The organism is Stenotrophomonas sp. RIT-551 (genome assembly GCF_026241915.1).
Classification (GTDB): domain Bacteria; phylum Pseudomonadota; class Gammaproteobacteria; order Xanthomonadales; family Xanthomonadaceae; genus Stenotrophomonas; species Stenotrophomonas bentonitica_A.
Map to the genome: position 1 here is coordinate 12,098 of NZ_JAPJIU010000010.1, position 19,906 is coordinate 32,003.

8 protein-coding genes are annotated in these 19,906 nt (G+C 67.6%); 3 read left to right on the top strand and 5 right to left on the bottom strand.

All coding sequences use genetic code 11. The features are described 5' to 3' along the window. Window positions 1-61 precede the first annotated feature (61 nt). Window positions 62-1,324 (top strand): glutamate-5-semialdehyde dehydrogenase, encoded by a 1,263-nt coding sequence (locus ORK51_RS12700; RefSeq protein WP_266085110.1) that lies wholly within the window; start codon window positions 62-64, stop codon window positions 1,322-1,324. A 96-nt stretch (window positions 1,325-1,420) separates the two neighbouring features. On the opposite strand, the gene pgaD is transcribed toward ORK51_RS12700, so the two are convergent. From pgaD to ORK51_RS12725, 5 genes are all read right to left on the bottom strand, one after another. After that, a complete protein-coding gene (gene pgaD, locus ORK51_RS12705) occupies window positions 1,421-1,906 on the bottom strand; it encodes a poly-beta-1,6-N-acetyl-D-glucosamine biosynthesis protein PgaD (protein WP_266085111.1) in 486 nt (161 codons plus the stop codon). Then, window positions 1,903-3,150 (bottom strand): poly-beta-1,6-N-acetyl-D-glucosamine synthase, encoded by a 1,248-nt coding sequence (gene pgaC, locus ORK51_RS12710; RefSeq protein ID WP_266085112.1) that lies wholly within the window; start codon window positions 3,148-3,150, stop codon window positions 1,903-1,905. The genes pgaD and pgaC overlap by 4 nt, the downstream gene beginning before the upstream one ends. A 7-nt stretch (window positions 3,151-3,157) precedes the next feature. After that, window positions 3,158-5,053 (bottom strand): poly-beta-1,6-N-acetyl-D-glucosamine N-deacetylase PgaB, encoded by a 1,896-nt coding sequence (gene pgaB / locus ORK51_RS12715; RefSeq protein WP_266085113.1) that lies wholly within the window; start codon window positions 5,051-5,053, stop codon window positions 3,158-3,160. Window positions 5,054-5,063: 10 nt separating this feature from the next. Continuing rightward, window positions 5,064-7,100, bottom strand: a complete 2,037-nt coding sequence (gene pgaA, locus ORK51_RS12720) for a poly-beta-1,6 N-acetyl-D-glucosamine export porin PgaA (protein WP_266085114.1) — start codon at window positions 7,098-7,100, stop codon at window positions 5,064-5,066. Between the two features lie 346 nt (window positions 7,101-7,446). Continuing rightward, window positions 7,447-8,664, bottom strand: a complete 1,218-nt coding sequence (locus tag ORK51_RS12725; protein ID WP_429000669.1) for a CynX/NimT family MFS transporter — start codon at window positions 8,662-8,664, stop codon at window positions 7,447-7,449. 507 nt (window positions 8,665-9,171) lie between these two features. Between ORK51_RS12725 and ORK51_RS12730 the strand changes: the two genes are divergently transcribed. Then, the gene (locus ORK51_RS12730; protein WP_266085116.1) at window positions 9,172-10,890 is read left to right on the top strand and encodes a ShlB/FhaC/HecB family hemolysin secretion/activation protein; all 1,719 of its coding nucleotides are present in this window, start codon (window positions 9,172-9,174) and stop codon (window positions 10,888-10,890) included. A gap of 55 nt (window positions 10,891-10,945) precedes the next feature. Continuing rightward, window positions 10,946-19,891: a two-partner secretion domain-containing protein gene (locus ORK51_RS12735; protein WP_266085117.1), complete on the top strand. Its 8,946-nt coding sequence runs from the start codon at window positions 10,946-10,948 to the stop codon at window positions 19,889-19,891. Window positions 19,892-19,906: the final 15 nt, after the last annotated feature.

A 19,906-nucleotide genomic window follows, 5' to 3' on the forward strand; every position in this document is an offset into this window, starting at 1 on the left:
CCGTTCGACATCCCCCGGCCACGCATGGCGTGGCCCTACCGTTTTTTCCGAGGATATTGAGATGGTCGCCAGCTCCACCACCGACATCCGCAGCCAGGCGCTGGCCTGCCGGGACGCTGCCCGGCAGCTGGCGCAGTTGTCTGCGTCGGCCAAGGCCGATCTGCTCGACGCGATGGCCGCCGCGCTGGAAGCCGATACCGATGCGATTCTCGCGGCCAACGCACGCGATCTTGCGGCGGCGACGGAAAAGGGCATCGGCACCGCGATGCTGGACCGCCTGGCACTGAACCCACAGCGTCTGGCCGGTATCGCCGCCGCGCTGCGCGAGGTCGCTGCGTTGCCCGATCCCGTCGGGCAGGTGACCCGCGATGACGTGCGTCCCAATGGCATCCGGGTGCAGAAAGTGCGCGTGCCGCTGGGCGTCATCGCGATGATCTACGAAGCGCGCCCGAACGTGACCGCCGACGCCGCCGCGCTGTGCATCAAGGCCGGCAACGGCGTGATCCTGCGCGGTGGCTCGGAGGCGATCCACTCCAACACTGCCATTGCCGCCTCGCTCAAGCGCGCGCTGCGCGAGGCGGGCGTCGCCGATGCCGCACTGACCCTGGTGGAGGATCTGCGCCGCGAGACCATGCTTGCCCTGCTGCAGCTCAACGATCTGATCGATCTGGCGATTCCGCGCGGTGGGGAAGGGCTGATCCGGTTCGTGGCCGAGCATGCCCGTGTGCCGGTGATCAAGCACTACAAGGGTGTCTGCCATCTGTACGTGGACCGCGCCGCCGACCCCGCGCTTGCGCTGCGCCTGCTGGTGGACGGCAAATGCAGCCGACCCTCGGCCTGCAACTCGCTGGAGACGCTTCTGGTCCATGCCGACCTCGCGCCGAGCTTCCTGCCGCTGGCCGCGCAGGCACTGGCCGAGCGCGGCGTGCGGGTGCGCGCCGACGCGGTGGCGCGACAGTGGCTGCCCGATGCCGAGCCGGCCAGCGAGGAGGATTACGCCGCCGAGTATCTGGATCTGATCATCGCCGTGCGCGTGGTCGATGACCTGGAACAGGCACTGACGCATATCCAGCAGTACAGCTCGGACCATACCGAAGTGATTGCCACGGAAGACGCCGCGGCAGCCGAGCACTTCGTGCATGCGCTGCGCTCGGCGGTGGTGATGGTCAACGCCTCCTCGCGCTTCTCCGACGGGGGCGAGCTGGGCCTGGGTGCGGAGATCGGCATCTCCACCACCCGCCTGCACGCCTATGGCCCGATGGGGCTGGAGGCGCTCACCGTCGAACGCTTCGTCGTCCGCGGCGAAGGCCAGACGCGCGCGTGACCCGGTAGAGCCGGCCGCTGGCCGGCTCCTTCGCATCCTGGCAATCCGTGGCGCCGGCCAGCGGCCGGCACGACCGGTCTGCCAACCCCCGCGCGATTACCGGTATGCGACCGCCAATGCCCCCGCGGTGACCCGTACCGGCCGCGCGTGCTCGTCCATGTGCAGCGTCACCGACTTGCCATCGGCCAGCGACGCGGCCACCGCCGCGCTCGCGCCGAGGTCGTGCGCCATCTCCTCGCGGGTCACATCGTCATGCGGCAGCCGGCGCTCTTTGCCGGTGAACCGCATGCGGTTGTACTCGGCCCAGGCGATCAGCAGCGCCGCGCAGCACACCAGCATCACCGGCAGCGCGATCACCACGAACGGATCGACCGTCTGCTTCTGTTCGTACAGCTGCGCCCACGCCATCCGCCCGCCGAGCAGCCACGAGATCAGCGTGACCAGCGGTGCCCACAGGTAGAAGTAGAACGCCCAGAAGGCGATGGTCACAAAGCCCCAGGCGGTGCGCTGCAGGCGCGGTTGCTGGCGCGGTTTCTGGATCAGCCGCGAATCGAAGCGGCGGGTGGATTTGACGGTGTTCATCGGATACCCCGGTCAGGACTGACCCAGACCGCGCGCTTGCCACGACGTTTGAACAACGTCTTGGGGAACGCCACCAGGGTCGTGAACAGACTGATGAGCCAGTACGCCATCGGGTACCAGATCACCCAGAAGTAGTTACGTCCAATATGCGTTTCGTAACGGCGGTCGATGATCAGGCTGCTGGCGAACTGCATCAGGCAGACCAGGGCCAGGATCACGCCATGCCACTGCGGCAGCAGCGTGGCGATGTACAGCTCCGGCGGCAGCACCATGAACTTGCCCACCGCCCACAGCACGATGATCGCCAGCATCGTGTAGGCCCACAGCACGCTGAGGATGTACTCCAGCAGCACGCCCCACATGCGGCGCTTGCGCCAGTGGAACAGCGAGCCGCCATGCCGCAGCAGCACTTCCACACCGCCCTGGGCCCAGCGCAGGCGCTGCCGCCACAGCCCCTTCAAGGTTTCCGGCATCAGGATGAAGCACAGCGCATTGGGCTCGTAACGGATGTCCCAATGGTCCAGCTGCAGGCGCCAGCTGATGTCGATGTCCTCGGTCACCATGTCATCGGACCAGTAACCGATCCGGTGCAGGGCCGTGCGACGGAACGCGGCAATCACCCCGGAGATGGTGAAGATGCGCCCGTACACCCGCTGCGCCCGCTTGATCATGCCGATGATCGAGGAGAACTCGGCCACCTGCAGCCGGCCCAGCAGGGTGGAGCGGTTGCGGATGCGCGGGTTGCCGGTCACCGCACCCACGCGCGGGCCCGAGGTCAGGTGCCACACCATCCAGTGCGTGGCGTACTCCTCCAGCATCGCATCGCCATCGATGCACACCAGGAACTCCGAGCGTGCGGCGAGTGCGCCCATGCGCAGCGCATTGGCCTTGCCCAGGTTGCGGTCCAGGTGCACCACCCGCAGCCGCGGGTGCAGGGCGGCCAGGGCATCCAGCCGCGCCCCGGTATCGTCGCTGCTGCCATCGTTGATGGCGATGACTTCGAAATCCGGGTAATTCTGCTTTAGCGCCGAGCCCAGCGTGTCGTCCAGATTCTCCGCTTCGTTGTGGCAGGGGATCAGGATCGAGGCGAACGGATAGACATCCATCGGCGGCGGGTCATTACGGTCACGGGCCTTTCGCTCGCGCCGGAAGAAGTAATACAGGCCGCCGGACATCCAGAAGAACGCCATCACCATCGGGTAGAAGAAGGCGAACTGGAACAGCGCGTAGAGAAGAGGATGCATGGCGACCTCACTTTTCCTCGTACGGGAAGCTGCGGGCCGACATGGCCGCGCGGGCGTCATACGTGGAGGGACGTCCGGCGATGAAGTCATCCGGATACCAGGCGAAATGACGCACGCCCTGCGCCTGCAGGCGACGGATCTGCGCGCGCAGGCGGTCGCCGGGGATCGGCTTGCCGGTGCGCCAGTCCAACGTCTGCAGCTCGAACATCGTCTGCGACAACTGCGGATCGTGCTGCTTCACCGCCACCACCAGCCGGTCCAGCCAGCGCTCCGGGCTGCGGCTGCCTTCCATCCACGGCATCGCCATCAAGGCGGTGTGGTCGTAGGCCTTGTTGAACAGGTCCAGGCGCTGGGCGAACCAGCTGGCGCTCTGCGGTTCCAGCACCGGCTGGGCATACAGGTTGCGCACGGTCCCCAGCTTGGGCCGCCAGCGTTGCGCGGCGTTGCGCAGCTCCAGGGTGAAGTCGATCAGCGCCTGTGTACGTGCGCCATCCTCGCCTTCGGGCGGCAACTGGGTCAGCTCGGTGTCGCGCAGGTAGGCGTCATCGTGGAAGAGCAGGCCCTCGAAGTACGAGTTGATCGCCAGGTCTTCGTAGATGTCATCGATGATCCGGCGGACGTGCGGCCGGGTGAAATCCAGCCGGAAGATGCCATCGCTTTCCGGGCTCTCGATGGCCAGGGCCTTGCGGATGGCCGGGTCTTTGAGCTCGTAACCCAGCACCGGCAGCCACGCATACACCTTGACCCCGGCGCGCGTCTTGAGCTGCCATGCCACGCGGTTGAACAGATCCGCACGCATCGGCAGGTGGCGGTTGGGGAAGTACAGCGCATCGGCCGAGCCGTTGCCGTCCGGATCGGCGAAGGCCTGCAGGAACACGTGGGTCGGGCCGATCTTCTTGACCCGATCGATCAGCGCATCCAGGTTCTTGCCCTGTTGCACCGGATTGGCATCGTAGACCGCATCCAGGTCGATCTGCAGCGCACGCATGCCATCGCGTTCCACATCCCGGCGCAGTTCGTAGGCCAACTGAACCACGGTCGGGTTGTTGGTCACCAGCAAGCGCGCCAGGCCATGCAGATCACGTTTGACCGGCGTGCTGCGCCCTTCCAGATCGAACGAGACCGGCATGCCCAACTGCTCGGCGATATCGTTGCTCAACGCGTTGTAGGCGGCGTACGGCCATACGATCGCCTTCGGGGTGACCCCGACATTGCGCTGGATGCGCTCCACGCTGCGGCCCAGGTCGGCGCGCAGGCGGGCTTCGTACTCGGCAGCGGTTTCATAGGTCTTGCGGGTCGGGTCGTAGATGCGCGTGATCACCGCCGGCGTGGAGTTGCCCTGCGGGTTGGACTGCACGCCATGGTGCAGGTTGTCGGTGTGGCTGGCCAGTTCGATCAGCCCGCTCTTCTGCATCTCGCGCAGCTGCGCCCAGGTCAGGAAATCATCGCGGGTGAACGGGCGGTAGCCGTAATCGATCTGGCGCCCGGCCGGCATGTCCACGTAATCGGTGATCACGGCGACCAGCGCCGGATAGTTGTAGGCGCGCAGCAACGGGAAGACCTTGCTGTACACACTGCGCAGGCCGTCATCGAAGGTCAGCAGCACCGGCTTGGGCGGCAGCGGCGTGCCGCCCTGCGAGGCGGTGATCAGCTGCGACAGCGACACCGGGTGATACCCGTGCGCGGACAACCAGTCCAGGTGCGCGGCGAAGTTCTGCGTGCTGACGGCATACGCATCCGGGTCGCCGCGTTCGGCCACCTCATCGCGGACGTCGTGGTAGCTGAGCACCAGCAGCCCGTTATCGGCCGCATCAAGCATGGCGGGTCGTTGCTGGGCCTGGGCCGGCAGCACGACGGTGAGCAGGGCCAGCAACAGCCAGTGGGTCCAGCGTTTCAAGTCCATGTGCCGCATGTCATTCTCCCCACCGCAGGCCGGCATCCAGGCCGATGTGTCGTTCACGCTGCCCGTCATAGACCGGTCGCGACCAGCTGATGCCGTACTCGAAAATGCGTCCTTCGCCGAGCTGCCATTCGTGGCGGTACTCCGCCGAGGGCACGATCGCGCTGCCATACCCTTGCTGCCAGTACTGGCCCACCGAGACCGTCAGGCGATGCCGGAAGTGGCGTTCGTAGTGGCGCCACAGCTGCTGGTCCACGCGCAGGCCGATTTCCACCGAGTGATCCTCGGACGGATTGAAGTAGGGCACGTCGTCGCGGCTGCCGCGGCTGGCGTACAGGCTGCCAAGGCCGTCCAGGAACACGGTGGGCCGCGTCATCAGGCGCTGCTCGATGGCGGTGCTGACGGTATCGCGGCGGTTGCCGTCGTCGTAGCGGAACTGGCTGGCGCCCAGGCTCCAGTGGGTGCGTTCATCGCGACGATAGTCCGCCGCCAGGGCGATGCTGTCGGCGGTGATGCCCGAGACACGTGCCTGCATCGAGGCATCCGGATCGTTGCGTGCGGCCGTGATGCCGGCATGCCATTGATCGCTGAACTGCCAGCCGAACCCGGCGCTGAGGCCGGTATCGCCGATGTGGTCATTGGCGCGGTTGACGAAGGCTTCGGCATCGGCGTGCCCGTAGCGGTAGCGCGTGCCCACGCCGACCCGCAGCGGGTCGATGGTCTGGTCCTGGAAATCCACGCTGCGCCGGTCGGCGAAGGCGACCAGCCGCCAGCGGTCGTCCAGGACCGGCGACTGCACTTCCACGCCGTAACGGCCGTCGTCGTTGCCCAGCGGTGAGGCTCCGCCACCGCCGGAGCTGCGGCCGCCTTCGGCGTAGGCATGCCATTGCCAGCCGCGATGCGCACGCCAGCTGCGGTCCATGCGCTGCACGGAAGGCTGGTTGGGGTAGGCGGCAAGCAGGGTGTCGTGGAGGGGGCGCGCCAGGTCATCGCGCTGGATCTGCACGTAGGCGTCGTACTGGCCCAGCCGCGCCGGGACGTCACGCGGGTCCAGCGTGTTGGCCATGCTGTAGCGCTCCAGCGCCCGGCGTGGCCAGCCGCGCATCAGGTAGATGTTGCCCAGCGAGGACTGCGTGCCGGTGTTGCCCGGCCCGATCTCGACCATCTTCTCCAGGTCATGTTGGGCGGTGGGCAGGTCGCCGCTGTAAGCGCGCACCATGGCCAGGTTGAGATCGGCCTCGTAGCGCGGCCAGTTCGCATACGGCGCTTTGGCACCGTTTGCCCAGCGCCAGGCCGGCTCATCGGCCTGCCACTTCTTCAGCAGGGCGATGGCGGTATCAGCCTGCTCGTCTTCCAGATAGGCGTAGGCCAGTTCCGACCGCGCCTGCGGCAGCGACGGATCGGCCTTGAGCGCCGCTTCCAGTACGGGGATCGCCTCGGCGGGATGCTGGGTGGCCATCAGCGAATCGCCGACGGCGGCCAGCAGGTAGTTGGGAACGGGGTGCCCCTCGGCGAGCAGGCTGCGGTACTCATCGCGTACCTGTGCATGGCGGCCCAGCCGGTTGAGCAGGATCAGGCGGTCGTAGCGGATTCTCAGCGGGGCCTGCTGCACGGTGGTGCCGTCGCGCTCGAGGTACTGCTGCATCTGCACCAGGGCCGCATCGGCTTCATCCAGGCGGGTGTCCTCGCTGGGGCCGTAGGCCAGGCTCCAGCCCACGAGTTTGGCCAGGTAATTGCCTTCCAGCCGTTCTTTCTGGGCGGCGTCGAACAGGTCCGGTCGTGCCAGGTACAGCTGCCAGGCGCGGTGCGCGTTGCCGATGTCGGACAGGGTCAGCACCTGCAGCCGATACAGCAGTTCGTCGTCGGGCGATTGCACCCGGGCCCGCTCGATCACGGCCAGCGCATCCAGCCAATGGGCCTGGTCACGGTAGTGGCCGATCTCGGCCAACGCATCCGCCCGCGGGTCGGCGGCTGCCGGAGCCGGAGCGGAGAAAGCGAGTGCGGCGCATGCCAGGCCGACGCTGAGCGCCAGCGGCCGATGGTCGTACATGGAACCCCCCTTGGAGCGTCCTTTCAAAAGTGCGTAGCGTCAAAAGTGTGACGCACATCACATGCCAATCGTGCCTGACTGCGCAGTTGTTGCCAAATCGTTAAGACGCGGGTACGACCGATCAGCCCCCGGGTGGAACCCGGAGGGGAGAGGCAAGTCATTGAATTGCTACACGTTCAACCCATGTCGCCAGCATGGAAAGCGCACTCCATCGCGATGAAGCTGTTCAGCCGGCTGGCGGCGCCAGCGGCTCCGAACACTGCCCGGTGCAGCACACCGGGTCAGTTAGCGACACGCTACGTCAGCAGTTGCGCACAACGCGTGTAGATGGACGCGCCAGCGGCGCTTACCACTGGTCTTCGAGCTTCTGCGGTTTGCAGGCGACCCACGAGGCGCACAACAGCACCACCGCGCACAGCACCAGGAAAGCAAACGGCAGGTGCCAGCCGTTGCTGACGGCATGCAGCCAGCCGAACAGGAACGGGCCCAGGCAGCTGAAGGCATAGCCCACGCCCTGCATGAAGCCGGACAACGCGGCAGAGCCGGCGGGCGTGCGGGTACGCAGGTTGATCAGGGTCAGCGCCAGCGGGAAGGTGGACGGCCCGATGCCGAGCAGCACCGCCCACAGCCACGGGGCCTTCATCGGCGCGAACAACAGGCCGGCGAAGGCGATCAGGAACGCGCTGAAGCCGATCAGCACCAGCCCGAACGGGTTGCGCAGGCGCACGGCCAGGGCCGGCATGGTCAGCGACGGCAGCAGGCCGCAGGCCGCGAAGATGGCCACCATGATGCCGCCGAAGGCCGGCGTCGCACCGGCTTCCACCACGATCCTCGGCAGCCAGGTGAACATCGAGTACGTCATCAGCGAGGTCATGCCGAACATCAGCGTCATGCCCCAGGCCAGCGGGGTTTTCCAGACCTTGCCGTGCGGCGCGCTGGACGGATCGTTGGCCGCGCTGATCGTGTCCGGGTGCGGCCGTGCACGCGAGAGCATCAGCCACGGCAGCGCCGCGGCCAGCGACATCAGCGCCCAGATGCCCAGCGACACACGCCAGCCCGCCTGCTGCGCGACCGGGACCGCCAGCAGGGCCGGCATCATCGTGCCGATCTGCAACACGGTGATGTAGAGCGTGCTCATGGTGCCCACGCGGTTGGCGAAGTAGCGCTTCACCAGCGGCGGTACCACCACGTTGCCGATGCCCATGCCGGCCAGCGCCACCACCGAGCCGAACAGCAGGCTGCCCACGCCGCCGGCCATCGACCGCAGCAGCAGCCCTGCGGTGGCCAGGCTCATGGCCAGCAGGGCGGTCCGTTCCAGGCCCAGGCGACGCGCCACTGCCGGGGTAGTCACGCCGAACAGGGCGAACGCTGCGGTCGGCAGCATGCCAAGCACGCCGGTCATGGTGGTGCCGAAGCCGAAGGTCTGGCCGAGCACATCCAGCAGCGGGGTCAGCGAGGTGACCGCGGTGCGCAGGTTCAACGCGGCCAGCAGGATCGCGGCGAATGCAAGAAGGCGCCCGTGCAGCAGGGACTGGGACGGTGGGGTGGGGTGAGTCATCAGCATGTTTCCTGACAGGTGGCGCACTGCGGCCATGCCGGCGCGCGGGTGCAACGGCAGAGACCGGCCAGTGGCCGGCAGCTGCGGGGTAGGGGACTGGGCCGCTGCCGTAAGCAGGGCCAGGACCGGGCATTGTACGGGTTCGATCCCGACAGGTCGCGCAGTGTGGGGCGAGATGATGCGGCGCCGACGCGACAGGCCCGGCCGCGGGCACGATGCCGCGCCGCGCGCAGTGCGAGGCGCTACGTGTGAAAACGCCTTCACAACAAGGGCCACGCGGTCCCCTTCCATGTGCGCTGCGTCAAAAAAATGACTATTTAGGAAAATCCCTACAAGCGAGCGGGTAGTTCTCTTACGGGGTGGGTGGGGTTTTTGACGGTTCTCATGTCGCGAATAGCTCTTAAATTGGCGGGCCTCCATAGGGGCGGTCTATAGCGAACGATGGTTCGTGCCAGCCCACGTTCGAGATCCTGCATGCCAAACAACGCACTACCCACCCCGGCTCGCGCCGGTATGCACCGCGCTTCCCGGCGCACCCTGCTCCTGGCCCCGCTGGCCCCGCTGGCCGCCGCCGTCGCATTGATCTGCACGCCGGTGCATGCCCAGCAGCTGCCCGCCCCCGATCAGGAGCTGCTTCGCCAGCAGGAGCGGGAACGCGCCCTGCGCGAGCAGCTTGAAACCCGGCCCGATGCACGTCTGCAGGACGCACCGGTGGCCGCACCGGAGCGGCTGCCCCAGGACGAAGCACCCTGCTTCGTGATCAACCGGATCACCCTGGAAGGCGAGCAGGCCGACCGTTTCCAGTGGGCGTTGCCCGCAGCCAACGGCAAAGGCGATCCGGCGCTCGGCCGCTGCCTGGGCACCGCAGGCATCAACGTGGTGATGTCGCGGGTACAGAACGCGATCGTCGAGCGCGGCTACGTCACCACGCGCGTGTTGGCCCAGCCGCAGGACCTCACCACCGGCACGCTGGCACTGACCGTGGTGCCCGGCACGCTCCGCCAGATCCGTTTCGCCGAGGGCACCCATCGCGACGCCACCCTGTGGAACGCGATCCCGGCACGCAGTGGCGACCTGCTCAACCTGCGGGATATCGAACAGGGGCTGGAGAATTTCAAGCGCGTGCCGACCGCCGAGGCCGACATCCAGATCAGCCCGGCCGAAGGCGCCGACGCCGCACCTGGCCAGAGCGACCTGGTGGTGCAGTGGTCGCAGCAACGGCTGGTCCGCTTCAACCTCAGCCTGGACGATTCCGGCAGCAAGGCCACCGGCAAGACCCAGGCCGGTGCGACGATGTCGCTGGACCACGCGCTGCGCCAGAACGACCTGTTCTACGTCAACCTCAACCATGACGTGTTCAGCGGCGGCAAGCGCGGCACCAAGGGCTTCACCTTCCACTACTCCGTGCCGGTCGGCTACTGGCTGTTCGGCGCCACGCGCAGCGGCTACGAGTACGAGCAGACCGTGGCCGGCAACCAGCAGTCGTATCTCTACAGCGGCGAGAGCTACAACGCCGAAGTACGGGCCACGCGCCTGCTCTTCCGCAACGCGAGCAGCAAGACCAGCATGTATCTGCGTGCCTGGGAGCGCGACTCGCGCAACTTCATCGACGACACCGAAATCCTGGTCCAGCGCCGGCGCATGGGCGGCTGGGAGCTCGGCCTGAACCACCGTCATTTCATCGGCCAGGCCACGCTCGATGGCACCGTCGGCTTCCGCCGTGGCACCGGGGCCTTCGGCTCGATCGCAGCACCCGAGGAGCTGTTCGGTGAAGCCACCTCGCACCCGAAGATCTACTTCGCCGACGCGCAGCTCAGCCTCCCGTTCCAGCTCGGCCAGCAGCGCCTGCGCTACACCGGCAGCTGGCGAGCGCAATGGAACCGTGGCGGGCTGGTGCCGCAGGACCGCTTCGCGATCGGTGGCCGCTACACCGTGCGCGGCTTCGATGGCGAGATGTCGCTGATGGGCGAGCGCGGCTGGTTGATCCGCAACGATATCGGCCTGGCCCTGGGCGGCGGGCAGGAATTCTACGTCGGCGCCGATTACGGCCATGTCGGCGGCAGCGCCACGCAATGGCAGGTAGGCAACGACCTGGCGGGCAGCGTGATCGGCCTGCGTGGGTCGTATCGCGGCCTGTACTGGGACGGCTTCGTCGGCGCCCCGCTGAAGAAGCCCTCTGGTTTCCAGAACGCCTACACCGTCACCGGATTCACCCTGAGCTGGTCGTTCTGATTTCAGTGCGGGCGCGTTCGCGCCGCACCGACCGCACGCATACAAAGGAATTGTCATGAACAAGCATCTGTACCGCCTCGTGTTCAACCACGCCCTCATGCTCTGGCAGGTCGCCGCGGAGATCACCCCGCGCCCCGGCGGCGCCGGTACCGGGCAGGATGGCGATCGCACGGCGGCACTGCGCCCGATGGCGTTCGCGCTGTGGGTGATGCTGGGCTGGGTAGGCGTAACCGGCCTGGCGGCGGCGCAGGTGGTCGCGGACCCGAATGCCCCCGGGAACCAGCGCCCGACCGTGCTGGAAACCGCCAACGGCACGCCGCAGATCAATATCCAGACGCCGAGTGCTGCCGGTGTTTCGCGCAATACCTACCAGCGCTTCGACGTTGACCAGCAGGGCGCCATCCTCAACAACTCACGCGGCAATACGCAGTCGCAGCTCGGTGGCTGGGTGCAGGGCAATCCGTGGTTGGCCGGCGGCACCGCACGGGTGATCCTCAACGAGGTCAATGGCGCCAACCCGAGCCAGCTGCGCGGCTATGTGGAAGTGGCCGGCGACCGCGCGCAGGTGGTGATCGCCAACCCGGCCGGCATCGATTGCGATGGCTGCGGCTTCATCAACGCCAACCGCATCACCCTGACCACCGGCACCCCGATGTTCAATGGCGGTGCGCTGGAGGGATACCGCGTGCAGGGCGGAGCGATCCACATCTTCGGTGCCGGCATGGATGCCAGCCGGGTCGACTACACCGATTTGATCGCACGCTCGGTGCAGCTCAATGCGGGCCTGTGGGCGCAGCAGCTGCAGGTCACCACCGGCGCGAACACGGTGAGCGCCGATCTGGGCCGCGTGCAGGCGCAGGCCGCCGAAGGCAATGCGCCGCAGTACGCGCTCGATGTGGCCCAGCTGGGCGGCATGTACGCCAACAAGATCCTGCTGATGGGCACCGAGCACGGCGTGGGCGTGCGCAACGCGGGCAACCTCGGGGCGCAGACCGGCGAACTGGTCGTGACTGTCGATGGCCGGCTGGAAAACACCGGCAAACTGCAGGCGCGCGACGATACGCGTATCGCTGCCAGCGGCGGTGTGCGCAACGAAGGGCTGGTCAGTGCCGGGCGTGAACTGAACCTGCGCACCGGTCAGGATCTGGACAACACGGGTGGCCAGCTCAATGGCACCCGTCTGGACCTGGAGGCGGCCTCGCTGGTCAACCGCGGCGGCAGCATCGAACAGGCTGGCGTGCAGGTCCTGGCGGTGCAGAGCGGGCGCCTGGAGAACCGTGACAAGGGCAGCATCGGCGCACTGGCCCGGCAGGACGGTACGGCGCCGACCTCACCGGGCGATGGCGACGGCACGGGCAGCCCGGGCACGGGAACCGGAAGCGGCAACGGTGGCACCGGTGGCAGCACCCCGGGCTCGACGCCGCCGGCCACCGCGCCGCTCGCACAGGGCCGCGTGGTGATTGCCGGCGTGCTCGACAACGATGCCGGCGCGGTCCTTGCCGGAGGTGATATCGATCTGCGCGCGGGCCACGTGGACAACGACGGCGGTCGCCTCGGGGTGCGCGATCTGGCGGTGGAGGGGGGCGGCCTGTCCAACCGGCAGGGCGAGCTGACCACGGGGCGTGACCTGCGCGTGCAGGGCCAGGCGCTGAACAACGACGCCGGCGTCATGAACGTCGGCGGCGCGCTTGATGCGCGCACCGTGCAGCTGTCCAACCGCAGCGGCACGATCGCCCACAGCGGCAGCGCACCTGCGCAGCTGCAGGTGGCGGGCACGTTCGACAACACCGGCGGCAGTCTCGCCAGCAACGCTGCCTCGCTGGCACTGACCAGCGCGGTGCTGGTCAACACCGATGGCAAGCTGATGCACGCCGGCAGCGACGGCCTGCAGCTCACCAGCGGCATGCTGGACGGCCAGCGCGGCGAGATCGCCACGGCCGGCACACTTACCCTGCGCGCAGGGACGGTCGATCACCGCCAGGCGGAACTGCAGGCCGGCACGCTCGATGTCCAGGTCGATACGCTCGACAACCGTGGCGGCCAGCTGTTGGCCACCGGCAGCGAGGGCAACCGTATCGGGGCAACCACTGCACTGGACAACGACGGCGGCACGCTCGCCAGCAACGGCGATCTGGCCATCGACACCCCCCTGCTGCGCAACGCGGGCGGCCAGGTGCAGCAGGCCGGCAGCGGCCGTTTGGATATCAACGCCACAACGCTGGCCGGGGCGGGCGGCAAACTGCTGAGCAATGGCGCGCTGCAACTGCAGGGCCAGGCGATTGACGTCTCCGGCGGCATCACCTCGGCGGCGCGCATGGCGATCGACGCCGGGCAGCTGGACAACCGTCATGGCGAACTGATCGCCACCGGCACCGACGCGCTGGCCCTGCGGGTGACCAACGCGCTGCTCAACGAGAACGGCCAGATCATCGGTAATGGTGCGCTCGCCGTACAGGCTGGGAGCCTGGCCAACCGCGACGGCAAACTGCTGGCGGCAGGTGAGGCGGCCTCCACGCTGCAGGTGAGCGGCGCGATCGACAACCAGCGCGGCACACTGGCCAGCGCCGGTGATCTGAGCCTTCGGGCCGGCCAGCTGGACAACCAGGCCGGCACGGTCCAGGCGGCCGGCGACAGTGCATTGCAGCTGGGCGTGGACGGCCTGCTCGACAATCGCCAGGGCGGCCTGGTCGCCTCCGGCGGTGCGCAGCAGCTGCGCGCCGGCAGCCTCGACAACCGCGGCGGCACCGTCAACGCGGGCGATACGCTGGACGTGGCGGTGACGCAGGCGCTGGACAACAGCGCCGGCACCGTCGCTGCCAACGGCACGCTGCAGGTGCAGGCCGGCCGCATCGTCAACCGTGACGCCGGCACGCTGGCGTCCATCGAGGGCGATGTCACGCTCGACAGCGCGAGCGATATCGACAACACCGCCGGTGTGATCCAGGCCGAACGTGCGCTCTCGGTCGCCAGCCAGGGACTGGCCAACGTGCGCGGCACCCTGGCCGGTGCATCCCTTGCACTGGACACCGGCCTTGGCAGCGTGGACAACAGCGAGGGCATCATCGCCGCCACCGCCGGCACGCTGGATGTCCGCAGTGGTGCGCTGGAGAACCGCGCTGGCCTGCTGCAGTCCAGTGCGGCGATGCGCATCGATACTCACGGCCAGCGGCTGGGCAATACCGACGCGGGCGCGCGCGGTGGCATCGTCAGCGGTGCCGGGCTGACCCTGCGTGCCGGTGAGCTGGACAATCGTGCCGGCCTTGTCCAGGCGCAGACGGCGCTGGACGCGCGGCTGGCCACGCTGGACAACCGCAGCGGCGGGCAGGTCGGCAGCGGGGCCTCGCTGCTGCTGCAGGCGCAGCGCGTGGACAACAGCGGCGGCCGCCTGCAGGCCACCCGGAATCTGACCCTGGATCTGAGCGGTGAGCTGGTCAACCAGGCCGGCCTGGCCGTGGCCGGTGGCGATCTGGTCGCCCATGCCGCGCGCATCGACAACCGCGCCACCGCTGGCGGCAGCACTGCACTCGGCCTGCAGGGCGGCAGCGTGGACCTCGCCGCCGCGCAGATCGACAACAGCACCGGCATGATTGCCGCCGACCAGCGCATCGCGCTGCAGGCCGGCGATGCACTGTTCAACCAGCAGGGGCTGGTGTCTTCGGCGGGCAGCCTGGACGTGCGCGCCGGCCAGGTCGGCAACGCCGATGGCACGCTGCTGTCGGCGGGCAACCAGACGCTGCATGCCAACGCACTCAATGGCACGGGCCGGGTGTTGTCGCAGGGCGATCTGGTGCTGGCCTTGCAGCAGGATTACCGCAACGATGGCCAGATCACCGCCAACGGCAAGGCCACGGTCTCCACGCAGGGGCTGTGGACCAACGCGGGCAAGGTGCAGGCCGGTGATCTGGACCTGCACGCCGGCCAGATCGACAACCTGGCCACTGGCGAGATCAGCGGCATCCGCACCCAGGTGCGCGCCGATGGCGTGCTCGGCAACCGCGGGCTGATCGACGGCGTGGATACCCGCGTCGATGCCGATGTGATCCTCAACGTAGGCACCGGCCGCATCTACGGCGACCGCCTGTCGATCGGTGCCACCACCCTGGTCAACAGTGATGAAACGCTGGAGGGCGTCACCCGCGCAGCCACCATTGCTGCGCGTGAGCGCCTGGACATCGGCGCCGGCTCCGTGGTCAACCGCGAGCAGGCGCTGATCTTCAGTGCCGGCGGTGGCGACAATGCACTCAACATCGGCGGTGCGCTGGATGCGCAGGGCCATGCAGTCGGTCGCGCCGGCTCGGTGCACAACGCCAGCGCGACCATCGAGTCGCTGGGTGGCTTGAGTATCGATGCCACGCGCCTGCTCAACAGCAACGAGCATTTCGCAACCACTGAAGTGATGGTGGTGGGCCCGACCAAGAAGCTGTACATCCAGCCCAAGGGCACGCCCGGCATGCATGATGCCAGCGAGTTCACCTGGTCCAGCTGGAGCCGTGCCGGCAAGTACTGGTGGAAGAACGGCAACGGCGACGTCAAGGACTGGACCCAGTACGACGTCACCCACACCGAGTACGAAACCCAGGTCACCTCCAGCGCGCCGGGTCGCATCATTTCCGGCGGCAACATGACGCTGCGTGGCGATGAGCTGATCAACGACAAGAGCCAGATCCTGGCCGGCGGCGCGTTGCTGGGCGATCTCGGCAACCTCCGCAACATCGACGCATTCGGCGAGTACCGGGTGCACGAGGAAGGCACCAGCCAATACACCTACAGTCGCTGGCGCGGTGGTTTCAAGCGCTATCACGAGCGCAAGTGGGACCGGAAGATCGCCTATCGCCCGGCCGATGAAGTGCGCACCATCAATCTGGGCGTGACCCGCACCGAACAGAACACCCGCGACGGTGGCAGCGGCTACCAGGTGGGCGGGGTCAGCACGGGTTCCGTCGGTGGGCAGGTCGGGGGTGCGGCCGATGCCGGTGCCGTGGGTGGGCAGCGCCAGGTGACCGAAGTCAGCGCCAGCGTGGCCTCGCTGGCCGGTCCCGGCAGCACGGCGGGCACCGGTGCGCAGGGCGCGGCGGGCAACCAGCCGACCGTGATCCGCACCATCGGCGTGGAGGCCGAACTGCCGCAGAGCAGCCTGTTCCAGAGCGGGCCGAATGCCGGCCAATACCTGGTCGAAACCGATCCGCGTTTTGCCGATTACCGCAACTGGCTCGGTTCGGAGTACCTGCTGCAGAAGATGGGCGTGGACCCGGCCAACGTGCAGAAGCGGTTGGGCGATGGGTTCTACGAACAGAAGCTGGTCCGCGATCAGGTCGCCCAGCTCACCGGCCGCCGCTTCCTGGATGGCTATGCCGACGATGAAGCGCAATACCGCGCGCTGCTCGACAATGCGGCCACCATCGCCGACGCATGGGGCCTGCGCCCCGGCGTGGCGCTGACCCCGGCACAGATGGCCCAGCTCACCAGCGACATCGTCTGGCTGGTCGAGCAGCGCGTGACCCTGGCCGATGGCAGCACCACCACCGCACTGGTTCCGCAGGTATATGTTCGCGTGCGCCCCGGTGATATCGACGGCACCGGCACGCTGCTGGCCGGCCGCTCGGTGGAGCTGAACCTGCGCGGCGACCTGGTCAACAGCGGGACCATCGCCGGCCGCACCGCGGTGAAGATCGACGCGCAGAACCTGCGCAACCTGGACGGCCGCATCAGCGGTGACACGGTCAGTGCCAACGCGCGTACCGATCTGGACAACCTCGGCGGCCTGATCGATGCGCGCAGCGTGCTGGTCGCCAGTGCCGGCCGCGATCTCAACATGGTCACCACCACCCGCAGCGGTCAGAACACCGCGGGGTTGAGCGACTTCAGCAGGACCAACATCGACCGCGTGGCCGGGTTGTTCGTGAGCGACCAGGGCGCCACGTTGCTGGCCAAGGCCGGTCGCGACCTGCGCATGGACGGCGCCCAGGTGGTCAATGCCGGCGCACAGGGCCAGACCCTGCTCGCGGCGGGCCGCGATCTCTCCCTGGGCACGGTCACCGAGGCACGCCAGGAAAACAATGTCCGCAACAACGACAATTACCTGCGCCAAGGCTACGAGCGCGAGGTCGGCACTACCATCGACGCAGCTGGCGCGGTGCAGCTGCAGGCCGGCCACGACGTGGACCTGCGCGCCGCGCAGGTCTACAGCAGCGATGGCGCGATTTCGGTGAGGGCCGACAACGACGTCACCATCGCTAGCGGCGAGCAGAGCAACAACTGGAGCGAGGGCCGCAAGCACACCCATCGCGGGCTGTTGAAGTCCACCACCAACACCACGCGCGACAGCCTGGAGGAAACCCAGGCCATCGCCAGCACGCTCAGCGGGCACCAGGTGGCGGTGCGCGGCAACAACATCACCGTGACCGGCAGCAACGTGGTCTCCGATGCGGGTACGGTGCTGCTGGCCGACAATGATCTGACCGTGGAGGCGGCGACCAACACGCGCGGCGAGAGCCACTACAAGCGCAAGGATGAAAGCGGCTTCCTCTACAACGGCGGCGTCGCGTTCACGGTCGGCACGCAGATGCAGAGCCGCGATGCCAAGGACGTGAGTACCAGTGCCGCGGCGTCCACCATCGGCTCCACCGCGGGCAACGTGGTGATGGTGGCGGGCAACAACTACCGCCAGGTTGGCAGCCACGTCGTCGCGCCCGAGGGCGACATCGACATCCATGCGCGCAAGGTCGACATCGTGGAGGCCCGCGAGACCGGCGTCGCCACCCAGGAGGACAAGTTCCGCCAGGCCGGCCTGACGGTGGCGCTGACCGCGCCGGTGATCTCGGCGATCCAGAGCGCCGAGCAGATGAAGAAGGCGGCCAGCCAGACCGACGACAGCCGCATGAAGACGCTGGCGGCGGCGACCACCGTGCTCAATACGGCGGCAGCGGTGGGTGCGGTGCAGGCCGATCCGGGCGCGGCGGGCGGCATCAACATCTCCATCACCGTGGGCGGCGCACGCAGCGACAGCAAGACCACCACCACGCATGACAACGCAGCCGGCTCCAGCATCACCGCGGGCGGCGACGTGCGCATCAGTGCCACGGGCGCGGGCAAGGATTCGGATCTGACCGTGATTGGCAGCACCATCAACGCCGGCAACAACGCCTACCTGCGGGCCGATGGCGATATCGCCCTGCTGGCGGCGAAGAACACGCAGGAAACCGATCGCAAGAGCAGCGCGGCCAGCGGTGGTGTCGGCGTGGCCATCAGCATCGGCTCCGGCGGTGCCAGTGCGGGCATCACCGCCAACGCCAGTGGCTCCAAGGGCAAGGGCGAGGGCACCGACGTGCAGTGGACCAACAGCCACGTCAACGCCGGCAACACGCTGGTGCTCGAATCCGGTGGCGACACCACCCTGCGTGGCGCGGTGGCCAGCGGCCGCGAGGTGATCGCCGATATCGGCGGCGACCTCAACATCGAGAGCCTGCAGGACACCTCCACCTTCCACAGCAAGGACACCAGTGTCGGCGGCAGTGTCACGGTCGGCTTGGGCTTCTCCGGCAGCGCCAGCTACGGCAACACCAAGGTCGATGGTGACTACGCCAGCGTTGTCGAGCAGAGCGGGATCAAGGCGGGCGACGGTGGCTACCAGGTGCGCGTAGGCGGCAATACCGATCTGATCGGTGGCGTGATCGCCTCCAGCGAGCAGGCCATCGCCGACGGTCGCAACCAGCTGATCACCAGCACATTGAGCGTGCGCGATCTGGACAACCGCAGCGATTACAAGGCCAGCAGCCTGAGCCTGTCCGGCGGCTTCAGCAAGAGCGGCACAGGCGGCCCGTCCAATGGCGGCAACAGCGGCCGTGGCAACGACGGCACGCCTGGGTCCACCGGTGCAGCCGGGCAGGGCAGCAGCTGGTCGTGGCAGAACTATGGCAACGATGCCAGCGCCGCCGCACCCGGCTATGCCAGCGACAAGGGCAGCGATGCCAGCACCACCCGCAGCGGCATCAGCGCAGGCGCGCTGACCATCACCGATGGCAACGCGCAGCTGGCCAAGACCGGCAAGAGCATCGACGACACCCTGGCCAGCCTCAATCGCGGTGTGCTCAGTGGCGACGATGCCAACGGGCTGATCCGTAACTGGGATCCGGTGGAGCTCGCGCAGAAGGTGCAGGCCGAAGCGCAGATCAGCGCAGCGTTCACCCAGCAGGCGCACAGTGCCGTGGGCAGCTATGTGGCCAGCCGCGGCGCCAGCATCAAGGAGCGTTACGAACACGCCGACACGCCGGAGCAGAAGGCTGCGCTGCAGGCTGAAGCCGATGAACTGCGCACGCAGGAGAAGATGCTCAACATCCTGATCGGCGCGGTGACCGGCTCGGCGACCAGCGCGGTCTCCAAGGAGGCGCTGGCCAGTGCGGCGGACTGGATGCGGCAGGAGATGATCAAGAACTCGCAGTTGTTCCCGGGTGTCACCGACGGCGTGACGACACTGGACAACATCCACGGAAAGAGTGCCGGTGTGGATGGCGATGAGTTCAAGATCGGGGGAACCCGCGTGGACCTGGATCAGCTGTGCGGACCTGGCAGCATCCGCTGTGCAACGAATCCAGACGGCACACTTGCCCTGGATTCGCTGGGACGCGTGCAGTTCGACGATAAACAGGGGGGATTGACCCTCGCCCAGTACCTAGCGTCGGAGGAAGGCAAGAAACTGGGCGGCGTAACTGGGGGTATCCAAGGCTGGACAGGGACGCTGCGAGGCGACCCCTACAAGCCAGGAGACTGGCAGGACAGGCTGATCGAGTACTTCGCCGGCCCGCATGACATGATCGGCGGGCAACTTGCAGGGTTGTACGATGAGCAGGGGAATGCACGTCGTGGCCGTTCATGGGCGCTGTCCACCTTCCACGAAGGCTGGACCGTCGTCGCGATTCCCGTGGCGGCTCCCTTCGCAATGGCGAAGGCGCTGCCGCCCCAGGTCTGGTCCGCGATCTCCATTCTTGCCGGTGCCAGTCGATGACATCCCTCCTCAATC

What these genes read in the sequence shown, in the direction of transcription:
- ORK51_RS12700 (WP_266085110.1), top strand. Translation starts at nt 62, where the DNA reads ATGGTCGCCAGCTCCACCACCGACATCCGCAGCCAGGCGCTGGCCTGC.
- pgaD (WP_266085111.1), bottom strand. Translation starts at nt 1,906, where the DNA reads ATGAACACCGTCAAATCCACCCGCCGCTTCGATTCGCGGCTGATCCAG.
- pgaC (WP_266085112.1), bottom strand. Translation starts at nt 3,150, where the DNA reads ATGCATCCTCTTCTCTACGCGCTGTTCCAGTTCGCCTTCTTCTACCCG.
- pgaB (WP_266085113.1), bottom strand. Translation starts at nt 5,053, where the DNA reads ATGGACTTGAAACGCTGGACCCACTGGCTGTTGCTGGCCCTGCTCACC.
- pgaA (WP_266085114.1), bottom strand. Translation starts at nt 7,100, where the DNA reads ATGTACGACCATCGGCCGCTGGCGCTCAGCGTCGGCCTGGCATGCGCC.
- ORK51_RS12725 (WP_429000669.1), bottom strand. Translation starts at nt 8,664, where the DNA reads ATGCTGATGACTCACCCCACCCCACCGTCCCAGTCCCTGCTGCACGGG.
- ORK51_RS12730 (WP_266085116.1), top strand. Translation starts at nt 9,172, where the DNA reads ATGCACCGCGCTTCCCGGCGCACCCTGCTCCTGGCCCCGCTGGCCCCG.
- ORK51_RS12735 (WP_266085117.1), top strand. Translation starts at nt 10,946, where the DNA reads ATGAACAAGCATCTGTACCGCCTCGTGTTCAACCACGCCCTCATGCTC.